This window comes from Undibacterium sp. MH2W, assembly GCF_049340215.1.
Lineage (GTDB): Bacteria > Pseudomonadota > Gammaproteobacteria > Burkholderiales > Burkholderiaceae_D > Undibacterium.
This window is the reverse complement of record NZ_JBMPPA010000001.1, coordinates 118,069-139,503: the sequence shown is the minus strand read 5'-3', so window position 1 is coordinate 139,503 and position 21,435 is coordinate 118,069. Positions and strand designations below refer to the sequence as shown.

11 protein-coding genes and 1 pseudogene are annotated in these 21,435 nt (G+C 48.4%); 1 reads left to right on the top strand and 11 read right to left on the bottom strand.

What is annotated here, in order from left to right; all coding sequences use genetic code 11:
- Positions 1 to 21: 21 nt before the first annotated feature.
- The 10 genes and pseudogenes from ACO0K2_RS00600 to ACO0K2_RS00555 all read right to left on the bottom strand — a co-directional run bounded on the left by ACO0K2_RS00600 (position 22) and on the right by ACO0K2_RS00555 (position 12,964).
- The gene (locus ACO0K2_RS00600; RefSeq protein WP_423014675.1) at positions 22 to 996 is read right to left on the bottom strand and encodes an aspartate carbamoyltransferase catalytic subunit; all 975 of its coding nucleotides are present in this window, start codon (positions 994 to 996) and stop codon (positions 22 to 24) included.
- Positions 989 to 1,504: a bifunctional pyr operon transcriptional regulator/uracil phosphoribosyltransferase PyrR gene (gene pyrR, locus ACO0K2_RS00595; protein WP_423014673.1), complete on the bottom strand. Its 516-nt coding sequence runs from the start codon at positions 1,502 to 1,504 to the stop codon at positions 989 to 991. The genes ACO0K2_RS00600 and pyrR overlap by 8 nt, the downstream gene beginning before the upstream one ends.
- On the bottom strand, positions 1,501 to 1,914 hold the full coding sequence (ruvX, locus tag ACO0K2_RS00590; protein ID WP_423014671.1) for a Holliday junction resolvase RuvX: 414 nt from the start codon (positions 1,912 to 1,914) through the stop codon (positions 1,501 to 1,503). Before ruvX ends, pyrR begins: the two co-directional genes overlap by 4 nt.
- Positions 1,914 to 2,594 carry a YqgE/AlgH family protein gene (locus ACO0K2_RS00585; protein ID WP_423014669.1) on the bottom strand — a complete coding sequence of 227 codons (681 nt, stop codon included), beginning with the start codon at positions 2,592 to 2,594 and terminating at the stop codon, positions 1,914 to 1,916. Before ACO0K2_RS00585 ends, ruvX begins: the two co-directional genes overlap by 1 nt.
- A gap of 1,223 nt (positions 2,595 to 3,817) precedes the next feature.
- Positions 3,818 to 3,922: pseudogene (locus ACO0K2_RS00580) on the bottom strand (IS6 family transposase); the annotation flags it as partial.
- Positions 3,923 to 4,325: 403 nt separating this feature from the next.
- Positions 4,326 to 5,117 (bottom strand): RHS repeat-associated core domain-containing protein, encoded by a 792-nt coding sequence (locus tag ACO0K2_RS00575; RefSeq protein ID WP_423014667.1) that lies wholly within the window; start codon positions 5,115 to 5,117, stop codon positions 4,326 to 4,328.
- A 6-nt stretch (positions 5,118 to 5,123) separates the two neighbouring features.
- Positions 5,124 to 6,440, bottom strand: a complete 1,317-nt coding sequence (locus ACO0K2_RS00570; protein ID WP_423014665.1) for a hypothetical protein — start codon at positions 6,438 to 6,440, stop codon at positions 5,124 to 5,126.
- A gap of 70 nt (positions 6,441 to 6,510) precedes the next feature.
- Positions 6,511 to 7,980 (bottom strand): hypothetical protein, encoded by a 1,470-nt coding sequence (locus ACO0K2_RS00565; protein ID WP_423014663.1) that lies wholly within the window; start codon positions 7,978 to 7,980, stop codon positions 6,511 to 6,513.
- Positions 7,977 to 10,532 (bottom strand): DUF6531 domain-containing protein, encoded by a 2,556-nt coding sequence (locus ACO0K2_RS00560; protein ID WP_423014661.1) that lies wholly within the window; start codon positions 10,530 to 10,532, stop codon positions 7,977 to 7,979. Before ACO0K2_RS00560 ends, ACO0K2_RS00565 begins: the two co-directional genes overlap by 4 nt.
- Positions 10,529 to 12,964 carry a DUF6531 domain-containing protein gene (locus ACO0K2_RS00555; protein ID WP_423014659.1) on the bottom strand — a complete coding sequence of 812 codons (2,436 nt, stop codon included), beginning with the start codon at positions 12,962 to 12,964 and terminating at the stop codon, positions 10,529 to 10,531. The genes ACO0K2_RS00560 and ACO0K2_RS00555 overlap by 4 nt, the downstream gene beginning before the upstream one ends.
- A gap of 476 nt (positions 12,965 to 13,440) precedes the next feature.
- Here ACO0K2_RS00555 and ACO0K2_RS00550 point away from each other — a divergent pair, with 476 nt between their 5' ends.
- Positions 13,441 to 14,934 (top strand): cryptochrome/photolyase family protein, encoded by a 1,494-nt coding sequence (locus tag ACO0K2_RS00550; RefSeq protein ID WP_423014657.1) that lies wholly within the window; start codon positions 13,441 to 13,443, stop codon positions 14,932 to 14,934.
- Positions 14,935 to 15,040: 106 nt separating this feature from the next.
- Here the strand turns inward: ACO0K2_RS00550 and ACO0K2_RS00545 are convergent, their stop codons facing one another.
- A complete protein-coding gene (locus tag ACO0K2_RS00545; RefSeq protein ID WP_423014655.1) occupies positions 15,041 to 21,361 on the bottom strand; it encodes an Hpt domain-containing protein in 6,321 nt (2,106 codons plus the stop codon).
- Positions 21,362 to 21,435: the final 74 nt, after the last annotated feature.

Below are 21,435 nucleotides of genomic sequence, written 5' to 3'. Positions count from 1 at the left end.
ACGGCACGTGTAGTTATTCGCTTAAGCGTCGCCACCACTGTTGCCAGCCACGATACTCATCACCGCCATCCGGACGGCAATCCCAAATGTGACCTGCGGTAAAATCACGGCTTGCGGACCATCGGCCACGGCGGAGTCGATCTCAACGCCACGATTCATCGGCCCCGGGTGCATCACAATAGCGTCAGGATGGGCGAGTGCGAGGCGCTCTGGCGTCAGGCCGTAGCTTTTAAAATATTCCTGTGCTGAAGGCAATAAAGCACCACTCATTCGCTCGTTTTGTAAGCGCAGCATAATGATGACATCCACACCCTTGAGACCTTCGTTCATGTCACTAAAAACACGCACGCCCATTTGTTCCAATCCGCCCGGCAACAATGTACGCGGGCCAATCACGCGCACCTCAGGGACACCGAGGGTGGTTAATGCGTGAATGTCAGAACGTGCCACCCGGCTATGCAACACGTCGCCAACGATCGCTACCGTGAGCTTGGTGAAATCTTTTTTGTAATGACGGATGGTGTACATGTCGAGCAAACCTTGCGTCGGATGTGCATGGCGTCCGTCTCCTGCATTCACCACATGGACATGATGCTGGCGTGTGTCGTTGAGATGTTTAGCAATCAAAAACGGCGCGCCAGACGTTGCGTGACGCACGACAAACATGTCGGCATGCATCGCCGCCAAATTGTCGATCGTATCAAGCAAGGACTCGCCTTTACTCGTACTCGACGCAGCAATATTCAGATTGATCACATCAGCGGATAAACGCTTAGAAGCAATCTCAAAGGTGGTACGGGTACGCGTAGAATTTTCAAAAAACAAATTGAAAACACTTTTCCCCCGCATCAGCGGGACTTTTTTCACTTCACGATCGCTGACACTGACAAACGACGATGCCGTATCGAGGATGTGATTGATAATCGATTTTGGCAAGCCCTCTATCGTCAGCAGATGCTGGAGTTCGCCGTGTTTATTCAGTTGAGGATTATGCATGATCAATAGAGAAGCTCAGTGTGCCATCCTCTGCGCGTTGCAGATTCACAGAGACAGCGGGTTCAAATGGGGCGACATGGGCAACGAAATCGGCAGCAATCGGTAACTCACGACCACCCCGATCAACCAGTGCAGCTAACAAAATGCGCGCCGGTCGGCCATAGTCAAATAATTCATTCATCGCGGCACGGATCGTGCGGCCAGTGTAAAGGACGTCATCGACCAGCAAAATATGCGCACCATCGACATCAAACGGAATCTGCGATGGTTTCACTTTTGCATGCAAGCCTTTCGCTGCATAGTCGTCACGATAAAAAGAGACGTCGATTTGACCTGCAGCGACAGCACTGCCCAGATCGTTGACCAAACGCTCTGCGATCCACACGCCTCCCGAATGAATACCAACGATAGACAAAGGATGCGGATCAGCAATAAGGTGCGTTCTGATCTGACTCAATAACTGTTGATACAGTGTTTCTGCATTCAGGGTTGTGGCAAGTGTCGTCATGGATTCTCGTCGAAATATTGTTGCAGAATAAGGGCGGCGGCATCATCATCGATAAACTCACCGCGTTGTCCATTGAGTACTGCTGAGGAATAACGCTCATCAACCAATACCGTCGGAACATTAAATCGCCCCTGCAATTGGTTGGCAAAACGCTTGCAACGCTGTGTCATCTCGTGCGCCTCCCCATCAGGATGCATGGGTAATCCCACGACACACAACACCGGTTGCCAATTCTTGATCAGTGCCGCGACCTCGGCAAATTTGCCATCGTTGGTCGCTGCATGAATAATTCGTAAAGGTTCGGCTTGTTTAAGAAAGGTGTTACCAACGGCAACGCCAATACGCTTCAAACCAAAATCAAATGCCAGCACCGTGCCATCGGCAGGAGTGGATGCCGGACTCACCCCCATCAGGCATGCCCCGCGACTGGCGCCAACATCAATGGATCAATACCTAGCAGTTTGATCGCGGCATGAAATCGCTCTTCCAGCGGCAAGGCAAACACGATCTGCGGATCAGCTCGCACCGTCAACCAGCTATTATTGAGAATTTCCTTTTCCAACTGACCTGCACCCCACCCGGCATAACCCACCGCCATGAGTACACGCTCGGGTCCGTCACCTGCCGCAATCGCCTCCAACACGTCACGCGATGTCGTAAAAGCAATTTCGTCAGTCACTTTGAGTGAGGAGGTGTATTTTCCTGCGGGAGAATGCAAGACAAATCCACGATCATCCTGCACTGGACCACCGAACAAGACAGGTTCTTTACCTATCGGGTGAGAATCAGAAATATGTTCCAGTTTCAGATCAATGCGATCGAACAACCCCGACACGGTCATATCCGTCGGACGATTAATCACCATGCCCATCGCGCCCCGCTTGCTATGTTCACACACATAGATCACCGAGCCACCAAATACCGGATCCTGAATACCAGGCATTGCGATGAGAAAATGATTTGTCAGATTAAGCTCGGCAACCAACGGCTGCTCCGCAGTCGCAGATTCATCTGTGTCTGATAGCGCCATCGACGACGCGGACTTGTTGTCGCTTAAGTCTGTTTGAGGGGATTTTATTTGCTTCACCATTCCCGTATTCTAGCATTTTTGGCGGGGTTTTTCGATGTCTAAGCATCGGTGCGTTAAGACAATAAGTTGCAATAAAAGCCATAAATAAGCTTTTGCAAAGAAATCAACTTCGTGACATTCCTCGTATCGAGGGGCTCTTTTACAAGGGGGTTAAGGTACAAGGCTCAATAATAAATTTTCAATACCCAATAGAAATTGCATAAAAGCTAGGTCATGGGGAATGAATTGCAAAGAGAAATGGCTACATGATTTATGTGAGGAATGAGGTTTGTGTATTACCGATGGTCGTCTCCATCTTAAAATATTAGGGGTAGTTGGTGGTGATTGAGGGCAGGTAAAAGCATGCATCGTTGCATCATCACGATTTGATTCCAGCTATGAACATTCACAGTTAAACGCAATATTTGAAGGTTTATTTGAGTATGGACGGTCTTGTTTTACCAAGCCACCGAGCTTGCCATGCTCTCTGCAGCTAGCAACACACGCGTTTGCTTGATCTACAAATGAAGGCCGCTGTGCTAAATAACCTCCTAATACAAATATCGCGATGACGGAAATCATCGCAACAAGCGTGGGTACGCTATATCGGATTTTTCTCATACGATTTGTCTGATGAACATTTCAAATAATAGTTAAGCAATTCAATGGTTGTCGTTTTCAACCTCTTTGTGCTCGACACCGCCGTACCACACGGGATTAGCACGGCTCCAGCCACCTCAACGACACCGGAGGCAGTGCCACCAAATGTCGCCAGACCAGAGCCCACCACATGCCCGATTAAGAGGTTGTCAGGGACCGCCCGCATCATGGCATTACCAACAAATTCCCCCCTTGGAGGCTGCCGTCTTCTCGATCCCAATCGCAGCTCCCCCTCTTTCTTGTACATTGTTGAATAACTTCCTTAACAAATGATTGATATTGATTCCATGGCGCCCAACGACCCGTAGAAGTCCCAAGCCCCAAATGTTTATTAACACAATCCTCATCAACCTCTGGCTTCTGAGGTTCACAAGTCGCATTGGGCGCTTTAGACTGACCTTGGTGATTCACGACGTGTGTTAGTGTAAATGGAAGATCCATATTCCCTTGCCCTGGAATCACCCAAGGAGTCGCCCACATACCAGCTTCTACGATATCGGTTTTTATCCACTGATGATGAACTATGCCTAACAGTCGCGGCAATATGGGTCGCTGAGAGAAACCGGATTTCCCCGACATACGCGCATCATCTCTTCGAGATGTCGGTGGCTGAGTGGGTAAGCTGCATACCAACGAATACAGACGGCTATAATTTCTACTGGAAATCGCATTCGTTTCGTATCAAGCATGGCTGAGCATCAATTTTAAAAATGTGCGGAGCATAACCGATTTCGCTTTTTAAAAGTTAATGCGACGGAACCATTATCTAGTGCTGTCGGCCACTACTTTCTATGCTTTCGTAAAAAACAAATCCATCTAAATAAATAAATTAACAATACGCAACTCACGATAGTTAATGTGACCCAAATTTCCAGATTAGAGACAAACCGATTCTTTGAAAAATTTGGGCCAACACCAAATAAAAAAATTGTCTGGAGAACGCCAAATAAGCCGTAAATAAAAAAAGTAATGCATAAAATTAAACTAAAAACTAATATCTTATTTTGAATTAAATTTTTCATAAAATCGAAATTTCTATAACATTGCGTTATTAAATTAATTCGTTAATAAGACAAATGGAGGAGTTGAATTTTAACTTTTCTTTTTTCTTGTACATTGTTGAATAACTTCTTTAACAAATGATTGACATTGATTCCATGGCGCCCAACGACCCGTAGGAGTCCCAAGCCCCAAATGTTTATTAACACAATCCTCATCGACCTCTGGCTTCTGAGGTTCACAAGTCGCATTAGGCGCTTTAGACTGACCTTGGTGATTCACGACTTGTGTTAGTGTAAATGGAAGATCCATATTCCCTTGCCCTGGAATCACCCCAGGAGTCGCCCCCATACCAGCTTCTATGGTATCGGTTTTTATCCACTGATGATGAACTAAGCCTAACGGTCCCGGCAAATTGGCTGGTCGAGAACATACAGCAACAACAAGACCATCAGGATCAAATTTTGAAATCGGATCTCCCTCAACATACGCATAAGTATTAATCCCTCCACCCAAGCCAATCGGATCACTTTGGATATATCGCCCCGTAGCCGGATCGTAATCCCGGAAGTAATTGTAGTGCAGCCCCGTCTCCTGATCATAGTACTGACCCGCGAATCTCAAATTGAACGTAAAGTCGTTCGTTGTTCCCGTATGACCCGGATTCTGATCCGGCAAGCTCTCTCCAAACGGTGTGCTATCCCATCTCCATACGACATTGCCTGTGCTGTCAGTGATGACCCGCGGCGTGTTGATTTGATCTGTTTGGACATCATAAATCTTTGCTGTACCACTTGCTACCGTGACGGTGATTGGGGTACTGGTTGTGCTTACTCCTAAGTTGTCTGTTGCTTTAGCTGTAATGCTGTAAGTACCTGCTGCCACATTTGATCATGTGATGCTGTAGGTGTTGCTGTTCGGCGCAGTAGGACTGCTTGTGGTGCCCACTAAGATGCTGCCCTGATACAGGTCGATTTTAGTGATGCTATTGCCGGCTCCGACCGCAGTGGCGTTCAGACTCACAGTGATGCTGGCGGGTGCGACGAAGGTAACATTGGGTGCTACCGGTGTGATGCTGATGCTCGGTGGTGGGTTGTTATTACTACCGCCGCCACTGGTGGTGAAGACCTCGCGGTAAGCATATGCAGTTGGGCCACCGTTGGCGGAAGTGATATGGTTCGCCCATACCTCGCCGATGAAGGCAGAGTTACCAGCGCCGACGAATTTAATATCACCCTGATCGGCATAAATGCCTGCAGCGATTTTAGCGCCTTGGTAGGTGATGAAGTCACCCTGATGCAGGTAGAGCTTGAGTCGTTCCGGGTGTTGAGCTTGGATTTCTGGCACACCAATAGTAGCGTTGCAGGTACCTTCACTCATGTTCCAGCAGGTGGGGCCAGCATTGAGCGTGAAGCTGCTGTTAAGGTGCAAATTGACGCTGGTACTGTTGCTGGCGGTATTGCTGCTACCACCGCTTGTTGCTGGTGTGATTTTTAAATGGCAACTAGTCTGGATGCTTGCTTGGTTGATGTAGTAATCACCTGGTTCAAATTCCATGCTCATGCCGTTGCAATTGGCTAAATTGAGTTGGTGAATACGCGTACTATTCGCTCCCGCTTGGAAGTGCAGGATGCCATTGACCTGGAGAGTGATGCTTGCATAGTCACCTGCAGGAATGGTAACGACGTTACCTTGTTTGCTGATGAGCAGGCTTTGTCCCAAACTATTGGCACTGACTTGGCCATTGCCGCTGATCTGTTTCTGAGTACCGCCATCGTTGACGATGACTTGTAAGCTATTAGTAAAGTTGACGTTGAGTGAACTACTGGTCGTCTGGAACGCTGCGAGCGGTAAGCGGGTGATAGGATTGCCACTGGCACTGACTTTGGTCAGTGCAGCGCCTTGATTTTTTGTATCGGTGTTTTGACATTGTGAGGTCCCTAGTAGCCCTGCCTTATTAACATTAAGCACTGGGCTATCGTAAAACCTAAAGTTGCAATACGCCTGCGTATTAATCTGATCGCCTAAGGTAATACCCCCGTTGGCGAAGGCGTTAAAAACGCTGCCGCTGCTCGTTGTCTGGGGTTGATTAGGTTGGCTTTGTGCTTGCACCTGGTTGCAAAGAGCCACCAGAAGTACAACTGCACTCAGGGCGCTCATACGCCATGGATTTATTGGTGCGTGAAGTGTTGGAAGTTCGTGCTTCATTTTTATCTTCTATTTTTTCTTGTCATCAATGATGGGGTGATGTGTGGATGGTTTGTGTGCTGTGTGTGACTTACTTCAGCACGGCGACCGGTATATCGTCGAGGTAGACGTAATCCACATCGCTTTGTCCACTATGTTCACTGATGAGGTGGCCACGCTGATCGTAGTGATACAGGGTGTTGCCATTCGGGCTGCTCTTTTGTACGCGCTGACCGTAGGCATTGATGCGGTAGCTAATCGTGGTACCGGCGGTTGTTACTGAGACGAGACGACCACGGGCGTCGTAGTTCATTTGCGCATTACCGTTGTTGGTAGTGCTGCCATTGGCATCCATCTGAATACTCGTGCTCTGACTACCGGAAATCTGGGTTAAGCGGTTACTGGTGTTGCTGTAGCTGTAGTTGGTAGTGATCGATCCGGTGGCTTTACTTTGACGGTTACCCACGGCATCGTAGCTAAATTTTTGATTATTTTGCGGGGTCAGATAGCTGGTGAGACGGTCAACGCTGTCATAGCCATAACTGACCTGACGTGCAGTATTGTTAACTTCGTTGATGGCAATAATACGACTGGCAGCATCGTAGCTAATGGCTTGTACTTGGTTATTAAGGGTGAAGCTGGTAATGCGACCATCAAGATCAAAGCTTCGGGTATAGGCTTGCCCTACACTATTGAGGTAGCTTTGTACGCCACCGAAGGGGCGATAGACAACCTTGCTTAACACGGTGGCGGTGATGCCACCTTTGCTAGTATCAATCTGTATGATGTGACCAAGGCTATCTCGTGTATAGCGAATCTGTCTTCCGTTTGGGTAGGTGAGCTGTGTTAGCTGTCCCTGAATGTCGTACTGGTAGCTGGTGGTCGACACGATGGGGATCCCGATATTGCTGAGCGTGCGGGTTTCACTAAGAAGTCGGCCACGGCTATCATAGCTGAGTTGAATACTACCGTTGGTGTCCTGTATTTGCGTCAGACGACCTTTGGCATTGTTCCCCTGGTCGTAAGTGTAGTTCGCTACTTGCCCATCACTAAAGGTAATCCTTGTGACGCGATTTAAGACATCATAGGTGTAACGAGTCGTTTGTCCTTTAGCGTCGCTGGATGTCAGCACGTTACCAGCGATATCAACGGTAGTGCTAGTGGTACCGGTATCGGGACTAGTTAAACCGAGTTGATTACCCAGACCATCAATGCTATAGAGGGTCGACAACTGGCGTGCGTCAGTGACCTTAATGAGGTGATCGTGTCCATCATAGCTATAGCTGGTGACCTGGTTATTGGCATCGGTCTGTGTTTGCAAACGACCCAATACATCGTAGCTTTGTATGGTTTGCGCTTTTAAAGGGTTGGTGATCTTAGTCACATTTCCCAGTGCATCATATTCATATTGATAGGTGCTGTTTTGCACAGGAACAGAAGGTGACGGCGTTGACGTTACTTTCTGTGCCTTTGCACTGCTACTGATGCTGCCCATTGATAGGGCGGTCACATAAGCCAAGCTTGTTAACCGAAGGCTGATCTTTAATGGTGGTCTGTTCATTGTGTTGCTCCAGTCACTTGCTGGAGACGATTGAGTGTGTCGTAGATACGACTAACCTGACGGCTCAGATTGCCGCTTGCGTCTGTCACAGTTTCTTGAACACGGTTACCCATGTTGTCTAAAATGTAGTTGATGCTGTTGCCAACGTTATCGGTGATGCGTACCAAGCGATGTGCATCATCGTAGGTGTAGTGCACCTGGCTATTGTCCGGTAAAGTTACCTGAGTCATTTGCCCTACACCGTCATAGGTGTAGGTGGTCGTTTCGGTAACGCCGTCGGCACTGGTGCTACGACTAAGCAGCCAGCCACGTGGGGCATAAGTCAAGTTAGTCACAACACCATTTGGGTCGGTGATGGTGCCAACATGTCCGTGGGCATCATAGTTGGTCATGGTGGTGACATGTCCTGCCGCATTGGTGAGGCTGGTGAGATTGCCTTGGGTGTCATAGGCATAGGTAGTGACATCTACAACGTCGGTACGTGGACCGGTGACCGTCAATACTTGACCGACGCTGTTATAGGTGTACCGCCAGACGCGAGGGGCGCCAGTCACCGTGGCTGCTGCACCTTGACTACCACTCATATCGGTAGTCGTTTGCTGGGTTTTAGTTAAAACGTTTCCGTTGCTGTCATAGATGAATACAGTGCGCAATAAGGGTTCGTTGATTTGTACTGGTAAGCGGAATTTCTCATGCCAAGATGTGGTTGTTGTCTTCGCTAAAGCCGTACCTGCTGCTTCGGTACGGCTCGTTTCCAAGTTACGACTTAGGTCATAGCCGTACTTGGTGACAACACCTTTAAAGTCCGTGGTACTCGCGACGTTGCCGTTTGCATCGTAAGTGCGGCTTGCTATGTTATTACAATCTGGACAGGGTAGATCCATTCCAACGTTGAGGATGGTATTCAGAACCGATTTAAATTGGTAATTGGTCGAAGTAGACTGCGGTTCTGTGACAGTTCCTAAAAATGTAGAAACCTGCACAGAACTCGATCCATCTGGCTGTGTTGTGCCATAAGTCAGTATGACCTTGTCTACTCCCTCGGCGTGTTCTGAGGAGATTGCTCTCCCCTGGCAATCGTAATTCCAGCTCGCATAGACGGTACCGTCCTCATCAACAATGCTCGTTAGAGCATTAACGAGTGACCCGAAATCTGCACTCACATTTTTAGCTGGACACGCTTGTCCGTTGTTAACTTTGGCGAGTTCGTTGTAGTAGTACACACGCTTACTTCCATCCGGAAAAGTCATTGAAGTCAAGTTATTTGCAGAGCATGCTTGATTGGAAGTTGCACTTATTGCAAACGCCGATGTACCATCTGAAGGAGTTACACAACCGCCACTCTGACCATCGTAGGAATATGTAAATCTACCACCCGCAGGATCAATAAGAAGACTAATACGCCCTGCAATGTCATATTTCATTTGAAGTTGATGCCCCCAATTATCTGTAATGCAGAGTATTTTTCCTGCATCGATAACAGCTCCAGTTTGCGGTACTTGTGTACAGATGGGAGCATCAACTGGTATACGCCCCAAGTTCGGGTCGTTAGTGAAACCATTGCTATAAGTCAGTTTAAATTTAACGCCATTACGTTTAGATACCGACATCAAACGACCAATGGCGTCGTACTGCCAAGTTTCATCACCATCACCAGTTATTAAAAGCCAGCCAACAATAGTACCTAGATTGCGGTCAAAAATTGAAGTTAAGCGCTCATTAGTACTGAGGTCACTTTGCCAATTCATGCCATCACGTTTAAAGAAAATTTTATTGTCAGAGCCTATGGTGACAGAGACCGCATCAGGAATTTTGCTCGGATTAAGGTTGCTAGTATCATTCTCACAAAAAATGTTTTTATTATCAGACCTCTGCCAGCAAATCGATCGAGTGGTGTTTAACGTCACCGAATTTTCAGCCCGAATGCTAGACTCGAAGTTGTGTGTCCAGCGACTACCAAAGGGATGCGAATCAATGGAAGATACTTTCAAAGGATTACCATCATAGGTACGTATCAGCTTAAAAAAACTGGTATTACGATAATCGATTTCAGTTTGAATTTTCGCGCCAGTGGCAACAACAATAGGGTTGCCGGCAATTGGTTGAGCATTCGCTCCCGAATGGCATGGTGGACATGGTGGAGGCTCTGGGAACGGCGGAATAGCAGTAATCGCGGAGCAAGATCCTAGGTCTAAAAAATAACGCGTGTTAGAACCACAAAAATTCCATCTAGCATAATGGTAAGTCACATCAGGGCCATCCCATGTGGCATACCACCCCGCGTCAAGAATGCCATTTCCTGAACCATCCATTGATCCCCGTGTTTTACATCCGTCGGAATCAACTCCAAAGTGTGCAGAAAATGCACCGCACGCTTCAATTGCGGCTTCTCTATTATTCACTCTTGTAGATTGAGAGTCGAATAGAGAGGCCGAAAAAGCAGAGGGAATTGTATATCCGATTAACAAAAATAAGATAACGAGTCTTCTGTAAGTCATAATCACCTTGAGTTTTTTTAAGCCAAAGTTTTTCAATGAAATGACGTTCGTCATTGTGCTACTCCAGTCACTTGCTGGAGACGATTGAGTGTGTCGTAGATACGACTAACCTGACGGCTCAGGTTGCCGCTTGCGTCTGTCACGGTTTCTTGAACACGGTTACCCATGTTGTCTAAGATGTAGTTGATGCTGTTGCCAACGTTATCGGTGATGCGTACCAAGCGATGTGCATCATCGTAGGTGTAGTGCACCTGGCTATTGTCCGGTAAAGTTACCTGAGTCATTTGCCCTACACCGTCATAGGTGTAGGTGGTCGTTTCGGTAACGCCGTCGGCACTGGTGCTACGACTAAGCAGCCAGCCACGTGGGGCATAAGTCAAGTTAGTCACAACACCATTTGGGTCGGTGATCGTGCCAACATGGCCGTGAGCATCATAGTTGGTCATGGTGGTGACATGTCCTGCCGCATTGGTGAGGCTGGTGAGATTGCCTTGGGTGTCATAGGCATAGGTAGTGACATCTACAACGTCGGAGCGTGGACCGGTGACCGTCAATACTTGACCGACGCTGTTATAGGTGTACCGCCAGACGCGAGGGGCGCCAGTCACCGTGGCTGCTGCACCTTGACTACCACTCATATCGGTAGTCGTTTGCTGGGTTTTAGTTAAAACGTTTCCGTTGCTGTCGTAGATGAATACAGTGCGCAATAAGGGTTCGTTGATTTGTACTGGTAAGCGGAATTTCTCATGCCAAGATGTGGTTGTTGTCTTCGCTAAAGTTGTACCTGCTGCTTCGGTACGGCTCGTTTCCAAGTTACGATTTAGGTCATAGCCGTACTTGGTGACAACACCTTTAAAGTCCGTGGTACTCGCGACGTTGCCGTTTGCATCGTAAGTGCGGTGTGCGACGCGATCACAATCAGGGCAAGGCTGATCAATGTCGATATTTTTGAGAACATTCAAAATCGTCGCGTACGAGATTTTTATTGAAACCTGCTGGCTCTTTGTGGGTTTCCCTAAAGTATAGGTAACCGTCGTCACACTATGACCGTTAGGATCTGTTGATCCATAGTTGAGGTCAACACGACGAACACCACCAGCAAGTTGATTCGAAGTAGTACGCCCCTGACAATCGTAAGTCCATGACGAATATTGCACGCCATTTTCGTCGACAAGGCCAGTTAAACTATTAATGAGACTACCATACCCAGAACCAATCGGATTGGTCCCCGAACAAGGTAGTCCACCATTAATTTTTGCAGCTTCGTTGTAGAAGTATGTAATCGATTTACCGTCTGGGTAGGTAACGTTCGTCAGATTCCCGGCGAAACATGCGCGGTTATTTGTAACTACAGTAGGACACCCCGCTGACGGCCCGTCATAGGAATAGAGATAAGGTTGATTGTCAGGGTCAAATGCCTTGGTAACCCGACCATACTCATCATATTCAAATTGCAGTTGACGTCCCCAGTTAGCTGTAACGCATAACAAGCGACCCGCTGCCATCGCATTGCCGCTTTGAACGTGCTTACATACCGGTGCATTTACAGGGAATCGAGAGACAGAGGTGTCATTACTCGTACCTGAACTGTACGTCAACCGCTGTACCGCACCGTTACGTGAAGTAATGGAAAGCAGTTTTCCATCACTACCATACAGTTCCGTATCATCATTGCTTGTAGCAACAAGTTTCCAGCTAGCTATCACTCCTTTGTTGTCAACATTCGGAGTAAGCTTGTCATTAATGTCGGCGTCGCCCAACCAATTATTACCCACCCGACTAAAAAATAGCCGCCCGCCATTTGGTCTACTAATTGACACTGTCTGAGGCTCGGCTGCAATACCAGCAATTTTTGTGTAATGACAAAAGGTGTTACCTGTCGCAGTATTTTTTAAGCATTGACCACTGGGAGTATTTGGTTGCTGATCAACTTCCTGTCGCAACGCTGAATCGTATCGTTGTATCCACCGCAATCCAAAGCTGCGAACGAGTTCATCATCCGGGTTGAGCGGATTTCCATAGTAATAGCGTTTTAGTGAAAGACTATTTTCTTGTCCCATAGCGACCATATCTGTCGCCCACTGCATGTTTGTGCCATCAGCAGGGTTAATTGGATCGCCACACGCAGGACAAGGTGGTGGTGGTTTGGGCTTTGGGGGAGGCGCTAGTGTCGAGTCGTTACAATCGTCGGTATCTGTAAAGTGTGTTCCTGATCGACAAAAATACCAATTGAATATGTAGTACCGATAAATAGGATACGTATCAGTAAAGAAAAAAAATGCGTTTGAGACTTGTCTCGATCCTTGTAAATCGCTCCAAGAACATGGACCTCCACCAACACCCGCACTATCTGCAGAACAACCAGCAACTGCCCCTTGAAGAGAATCAGCCCAGTTGTTATGGACATAGTTGACGTATTGAACTTGTGCGTCAGCCCCTACATAACTAACAATCAATGGAAAGCATAAAAGGATAGATTTAATCAAGCGATCGCGACTGTGCACGAGAAGCAATGAACGAATGAAGGTCGATTTATATGCTGTTTTAAGAAGATGTCTAAACAACGTGATACAACACGGAACTAGAGATAACATAGAGGAAAAATCAAAATTTTGTAAGCTTTAAGTAGCTTGTTCTCAAGGCGTTATGAGAAGCAAAGCGACTAAACGAAGCGCACAAATATATTGATCATTCAACGCGAGCACACTAAGTATTACGAACAAATACTGAACTCACATCTACTTACACCCACGTCGTGAAGACGCTATTTTTCATGCCGATGTGGCATCAGGTTCATGTTGAGATAATTGATCCGATTTTAATTTACGTTTAGACATTGCCATTAAGATCGGTTTAATAGCAGGATCGGCGAAGCATCAACATACTCGTTATAATTCGATGTCTTTGATGTAAAGCCAATGACATTCCTCTGCTATTTTGCGATATCTACTTGAAGCATCTCATGAGCGATCACACCCCACAATTCCCCCTATCCTTAGTCTGGTTCCGTCGCGATCTGCGTAGTTTTGATCACGCCGCGCTTTATCATGCGTTGCGGCAGAGTAAGGCTGTTATTGGTGTATTCATTTTTGACAAGGCGATTCTTGATCATTTGCCATCCAATGACAGGCGGGTCAAATTTATTGCGGACAGCGTTCGGGAGTTGCAACAGTCCTTGCAAGAATGTGGTGGTAGCCTGATTGTTCGTTACGGCGATGCAGCAACCGAGATTCCACGGCTTGCAGCGGAATTGCACGCCAAGGCAGTGTTTGTTAACCATGACTATGAGCCTTCGGCGATCTCACGCGATGACAAGGTCAAGGCTGCACTCAAAGAGTACTCTTGCGAGATGTTGAGCTTTAAGGATCAGGTGATTTTCGAAAAAAGTGAAGTGTTATCGCTGTCGAATACACAGTTCTCCGTTTTTACGCCGTATAAAAATGCGTGGCTTAAAAAGTTTTATGCGCAGTCGGATGATTTTTACTCAAAGGCTTATCCCGTCGCGGCGTATGCAGATCGATTTCTTGCGGTTCCACCAACGCCCATGCCGACCTTGGCATCCATGGGATTTGCGGAAGCTGAATCGCAGCCCATCAACATCCCCGCAGGCATGTCTGGTGGTCGACAGTTATTCGACGATTTTGTGAATCGGATGAAAGACTACGATGTGACGCGCGATTTTCCGGCGATCAAAGGGCCATCGTATTTGTCAGTGCATTTGCGTTTTGGGACGGTGTCAGTGCGCCATCTTGTACGTGAAGCAATGCAACAAATTCGGACAGCATCACATCAAGGCGCGCAGACTTGGTTGAATGAACTGATTTGGCGTGATTTTTACTTCATGATCCTACACCATCATCCACGCGTCGAAAAAGCGGCTTTTAAACCTGCATACGACGCTATTCAGTGGGAAGATGGCGATGTGGCGGACAAGTATTTTAACGCTTGGTGCGAAGGAAAAACGGGCTATCCATTGGTAGACGCAGCCATGTTGCAACTCAATCAAACCGGCTATATGCATAACCGTTTACGTATGGTGACGGCATGTTTTCTGATCAAGGATCTGGGCATTGACTGGCGTCGTGGCGAAGCCTATTTCGCCGAAAAGCTCAATGACTTTGACCTCGCCGCGAATAACGGCGGCTGGCAATGGGCAGCCTCGTCGGGGTGTGATGCGCAACCTTATTTCCGTATTTTTAATCCCATCACGCAATCAGAAAAGTTTGACGCGGATGGCAAATTTATTCGCCGCTATTTACCGCAATTAGCTCGATTGGATAAACGTTCGATTCACGCACCATGGAAAGCGGCACCGCTTCTTTTACAGCAAGCAGGTGTCAAATTAGGGGACACCTATCCAACTCCGATTGTTGATCACGATGTGGCGAGGAAGGCGACGCTGGCGAGATATGCTGTCGTTAAAAAAGCAGATGAACCGACAACGGCAGAAGACTAAGCCCCATAGAATAGGGGTGCATGATCAATTGCACATAAAAAAAGCGGGGAATTCCCCGCTTTTTTGTTGAAGTTTGAACGCATCCGGCATCCTACAAAACGGTGACTTATTCTTTCGCCGTTTGTTCAGCATCGATGAAGTGAACAATCGCAGCCATCAGGTCGTCTTCACGATAAGGTTTACCAAAATACTCATTCACCCCTAACTCTTTCGCGTAGTTACGATGTTTATCTGCCGTACGCGATGTAATCATGATGATAGGAATATGGCTGGTACGGGCATCACTGCGCACGTTACGTGTCAGATCGAACCCATCCATACGCGGCATTTCAATATCGACGAGCATGACGTCTGGCGTCACCGATTGCAATTGTTCTAGTGCATCAATACCATCTTTTGCCAGAATGACTTGATAACCTTCACGGGTCAGCAAACGTTGCGTGACGCGACGTACCGTCAAAGAGTCATCGACCACCATGATGGTATGTTGTGTACGCAACCCTTGCACAGCCTCAGTATTGACTGCAAGTTGTTGCTGCGGCTGATGTAAATCAGCGACTGCACCGACATTGACGGTATCAACACCTTGTTGCGGTAAACGGGCATGTTCATATTCCATGCGTTGCGCAAGTGGTACTGGGTTAATGATGAGAACAATGTCACCAGAACCAAGCACTGTTGCACCTGCAATACCAGCCATCCGTGACAATTGCGGGCCAATATTTTTAACGACTACCTCGCGGTTACCAACGATGTCATCCACGTGAATCGCGACGCGATCAGAACCACTCTTCATGATCAGCAATGGTGTATATTGCTGCGACGTCGGGATATCATCACGGTAGCCAAGGAGTGCCGATAAATAATGCATCGACACGCGTTGATCTTGCCACATGACCGCAGCATCGTTATAGGCATTCGCCAAGGCGTTTGCTTTCAGATGTTGCACCTGTTCGACCAGTACCGATGGCACAGCAAACGTGCGTCCACCTGAACGCAGCAACACGACCTGTGTCACTGCCAATGTCAGTGGTAAGTGAATCGTGAACTCGGCACCTTTACCTGGTGTGCTATTGACCTCAACACGACCGCCCAAAGTTGCTGCTTCTGAGCGAACAACGTCCATACCAACGCCGCGTCCTGCCAACTCGGTCACTTCTGTTGCCGTAGAAAATCCTGGCTCAAAAATCATGTTCGCAGTTTCTGCGTCGCTGACTGTTTCGTCCGGCAGCAATAAGCCCAAGGACTGCGCTTTTTCACGGATGGTCGTTAAGTTGAGACCTTGTCCATCGTCATTGAAACGGATAACGACTTCGTTACCTTCTTGGCGCACTTCAATGAGCAATTCACCCGTTTCATCTTTCCCCTGTTGACGACGCGCCTCACGGGATTCAATCCCATGCACAATCGCATTCCGCAATAGATGTTCGAACGGTCCGACCATTTTTTCCAAAACGCCACGGTCCATCTCGACGTTGGTGCCGCGAATATCCAAGTTAACCCGCTTATCGATTTCTTTGGCTGTCTGACGAGCAACGCGGTAGAGGCGCTCAGACACACTGGCAAAAGGAATCATCCGCACACGCATCAAATCCTGTTGCAGTTCGCGCGTTAAACGTGCTTGTGCATGCAGGTTACTTGCTGCGCCATCAATCGTCCGGTTCAAGTTAGTTTGAACGGTCGCCACGTCGCTCACGCTCTCCGCCATCATGCGAGTTAATTCTTGCAAACGTGTAAAACGGTCAAACTCAAGTGGATCGAATTCACGGTCAGCAGAGTGCGCCATACGGGACGTAATCTGCGTTTCTGCTTGAATTTCTACCTCACGCAACTGATCACGTAGACGTGTGACGTTCTCGGTTAATTCACCGAGTGAGGAACGTAATGTACTGACTTCATTCTCAAGGCGTGATCGCGAAATGGAAACTTCACCGGCCTGATTCACCAAACGATCCAAGACGTCAGCACGGACACGAACGAGCGGTACAGGCGCACCAGGTGTCGCCGCCGCTGTCGTTGCGGCTACTGCCGGTGTCGTCGTTGCCTTTTGTCCTGCGTTGATCAATGGCATGACGGGCTGCAGACTTACCATCTCTGTAGCGTGCGGTATTTCTTTCTCTTGCGCAGCCTGTCCTTCTTGGAACTGATCGAGCTCCTGCGCTGCTGTGAGCGGGGCTTGCATCACAGGCATCGAGGCATAGGCTTCAGGATGCTGTAAGCGATCAAAGAGCTGCATGCTGAAATCGTGTCTTGCGAGCAGGTCTTCCAGTAATGGTTGACGCACCAGACTACCCACATGCATCAGACTCTCAATACGGGTTTCCATATCATGAATATGCTGCCCCAGGCCCATCGCGCCAGCCATGCGTGCGCTTCCTTTGATGGTGTGCATCAAGCGAGCGATTGACTGCGGAATGGCGGTATCACTTGGATGTTCCTGCCAGTTACGCAGCAGTTGCCCCACCATTGGCAAGAGATCATGCCCCTCTTCCAGGAACACCGGCAACAAGTCCAAATCAAGTTCATCGTTGATCTGAAGGCTGTGCTCTGTCATCGGTGTTGATGCAGGGCTGATCGACGATAAGGTCTCCGACGCAACCAATGGATCTGTTACTGATTCTGGCAGCGACTGTGGCTCGGTGTCCCATCCATTCAAATCCAATTTTTCATTGGTTGATGTAATGAACTCTTCATCAGCACCCGCATCAGAGCGTGCAATCACCTCTTGCATTAATTGCTCTAACTGTCGAACAACGTCTGGTGCAAACGCCGCCATTTCAGCAAGCGCAAATTTTTGCAACATGCGTTTCGCTGTGTCGAGCGCGTGCTCAAGCACATCGAACTCGGACGCCTCAAGCACGACAGGATGACGTTCGAGACGCTGCAAGACTAACTCAAGGCTATGCGCTAATTCTTGTAAGGGCTTTAATCCAACCGTCGCTGAACTACCGGCCAGCGTGTGGCTGGCGTGAATAGCATGCGTCGTAACGTTACGGTGTGGCTCGTGACGCCATTCTGAAAAATCCTGCGACAAGAAACGAACAATCTCATCCGTCTCTGCCATGTAAATGGAATACAACGGCAGACTGATTTCCAAATCGCCAATCCGCTTGATATTGTCATCAATGGTCGGAACGGCGACAGGTTTGATGAGGTCAGGGAACTCTAAAATTTTTGCACTGACCACCGGCGCTTCTTGTGGCTCAGGTGCGACGGGTTCAGCAGGTGTTTCTGCGAGCGTCTCTAGTGAGTTATGGGCATCAGCTTCATGTGTCTCTTCTGCCGCATGAATGTTTGGCGCGCTTTCCGACACGCTCTCATTCAGCGTGTCGTGATCCAATGACAGATCGGACGCGAGGGCATCAACTGGCGTCTCACCGACAGGCATTTCTCCAATCGATGGCAAAGTTGTCGCAGCAGTACCCAACGCAGCGGCCAACAGCTCATCCATCGTTGGCGTCGGAGACAAGTCGATACTGAACTCTTCAACCTGCAATGCGTCCAGCGCAGGGACCACATCATCTGACACCGTTTCAGCATCCGTTGCTGTTGACAGTGATGGCTCATTGATCGTCGTCAGGCTCTCCAACGGCGTCGGTGAAACATCATGCGATGGCTCGTCCAACACTTGCGCGTTGTTGTCATTGACAGGTACCGTCGATTCAATTGAATCGTCTAAATCAAAACGGAGATCGTCCAAACCGAGGTCGTCGATGGTGTGATGATCTTCATGTGCCGACGCTGCCGTTTGCAATGCTTGAGCAGGGAGTTCAATATCTTTAGTTGCTTCTTGTTCAGCAACTGGAACCGACTCAGCATGGATGACTTGCGCAGTCTCTACAGCACTGGAGGCGATCGGTGTTTCAGCAGCAATCGACTCGATCGCCTCACCCGCTTTCAAACGTTGCGCAGCTTCGATGATCGCTGCTCCACGACGGCTCGAATGACCATCGCGCTTCAGTTCTTCTACCCACAAGCCCATTTCACTAGCGGCGTGGGACAATAATGCATAGAGATCTTCGTTACCCGAACGCGATTCGGACAACCAGAGATTCATCACCTGCTCAACATTCCACGCTGTCTCGCCAAAGACGTTCAGACCCACCATCCGGCTGCTGCCTTTGAGGGTATGGAATGAGCGACGGAGGCTCGTGAGGTAATCTTGGTTGTCGTTATCTTTTTGCGACAACGGTAAAATTTCACTCACAAAAGTCAAGACTTCTTCGGCTTCGCTCAGGAAGATGTCTAAGAGCTCCGCATCAATCGCTTCATCACTCGATGGCAGCGCAAGATCGGCAACAGGTGCTGATGTCTCAGGAGCAGAACTCGTTGCGGCGACGATATCTTGCAGGCGTTCAGACGAATGTGTTGTCCCTGTTTCATCCAGCAAATCAATCGCAACTTTCGCACGTTCACTGGCGTCCGGATCATCAAGCAACGTCGCGACAGAACGCTCTAATTCCAACGAATCTTTGAGTTGTGCCTGCAGATCTTTGTCTTCAGGATGTTCTGCCAACGATACTGCTAATCGTGCTGATTCCTGCTGTTGTTGGACAAGTTCTTGCTCAGCAGTCGCTGCCCCATGTGACGAGGTATTGTCAGTCGTCACATGGTGTTCTGCCGTCGAGGTATTGGCCTCATCGATGACAGGGAGTAACTCTTTATGTGCAACTGTTTCGAGCAGGTTAGAACGGAAGATTCCAGCATCAGCATCAAAGCTGAATTTTTTCCGGACAGAATCAGGCTGGGCTTGCAGGGTTTCGATAAAGAAGCTCAGTGCACCAATGTTCTGTGCGACTTTGTGATGGGCGTCTTGACGCTCAATCACGGCGGCTTCATCAAACACATCCACAGGATCCTTGAATGTGCTGACGAGATGACGTGTTTGCTCAACGGCGAGCATGGCATCATCTTGATCCAACATCGCCAAGGCACCGCCAATTTGATGTAAAACATCCTCAACGGCGGCTAAAGAGCCGTGCTGAGATGGATCACGGAAATACTCATCGAGATTCTTTTCTACTTGGCGCAAGCTGCTTTGCATCTCGTTGACGAGGACACCCATCGTCTGACGTTGCTGCGCTTCACGAGAGATTTCACCCATCCAAGCTTTTTGCGATTGCGGCTCTTCGCCGGAAACAATCGACAACAACCGGGCTGTAATCTCATCAGCACGCTCTGAGAAATGGGCTGGCAAGCGGGTAATTTGGTCTAACGCGGTTTCAACAAACAACAAGCTCGTTGCCAGTTCGATATCTAATTTTTCTTTATCGCCAGAATGAGCGACATGGCGCGCGATACCGCTTAATTCACGCAACAATTTCGATAAGGCAGGCGCGTTAAATCCAGCGCCAGTTTCTGCCAAATCCTTCATCTTTTGTGAGAACTTCTCGGCCAATCCATTCTCGCCGTTCGCGATACGTCCCCACAAATTTTTTACAGCCGTGAGTTGTTCCTTCGCTGTACTTTGCACGCCCGCTGCGATCTGACCATAATTTTTCTGGTCGTAATCAACAGGGACCTTGTTATCGAGTTGATAGGCTTGGCGAATGCTATCGACAAACGGTGTCGGCGAGCGAACTTGAGCGAGGAAAAAGAGCGCGTCTCTTAACAAGCGTTCAGGAATAGCTGCAACACCTTCCACCAAGCGACGAATTTGCAAATTAATACGACCAAAAATCTGCTTCGCATAGGACTGATTATCGATACTACCGTCGGCATAGGCCTCGACAAATGCGCACATCACGGCCCAAAATGCCTTCGCTTGTGCGTTCGACTGGGCTGCAGCAATATCGCCGACCACGTCGCGCATCTGTTGCGCGGCATTTCGTTGCTGTGCGACGTCTTTGTTGGTCAATAACGTGAGAAGCAGCTTTTCAAATTTCTGACGCTCGGCTGTATAACTCACTGGTGTATTGGAGGACTTCACATCCAATACGGGCACTGTCTGCTGAGAAACCAAGCTTGGGAAAAATAAATCAGCTGGGTGAATACGCTCAGCACCTTTTAATTCCAACAGAGAACGATAGTAGGGGAATAATCTAACCGGCTGATGCGCAGCACCAGATAATAAGTCTTCGAGATACCGCAAGACGGCATGAAATGCATCGAGAATGACGTCGATGTGGGCCGCTGTAATGTCCAACTGCCCCGAGTGCAGGCGGTCTAACAGATCTTCAATGGTTTCTGTGACGATAGCAACGCCATCGATATCAACGATTTGCAACGCACCGTGCGCCTGATGCAGGTAGCTCTTGGCATGAAAAATAGACGTTGATCTTGCTTCAGCATCCTGCGCAAGTGCGTCTTTCAGCATCTTGCCGGCACTATTTACTGCTTCACGTACTTCCGCCATCACCCAGGATAGTGGTCCAGTATCAAACTGATCCTGAGGCAGATGTGACGAACTAGAAAAATCGGATGTCATTCGTGCTCCGCAAACTCAAGAGACGATGAAACTCGGTTCATCGTCTCGACATAGGATGAAACGGCATGAGCACG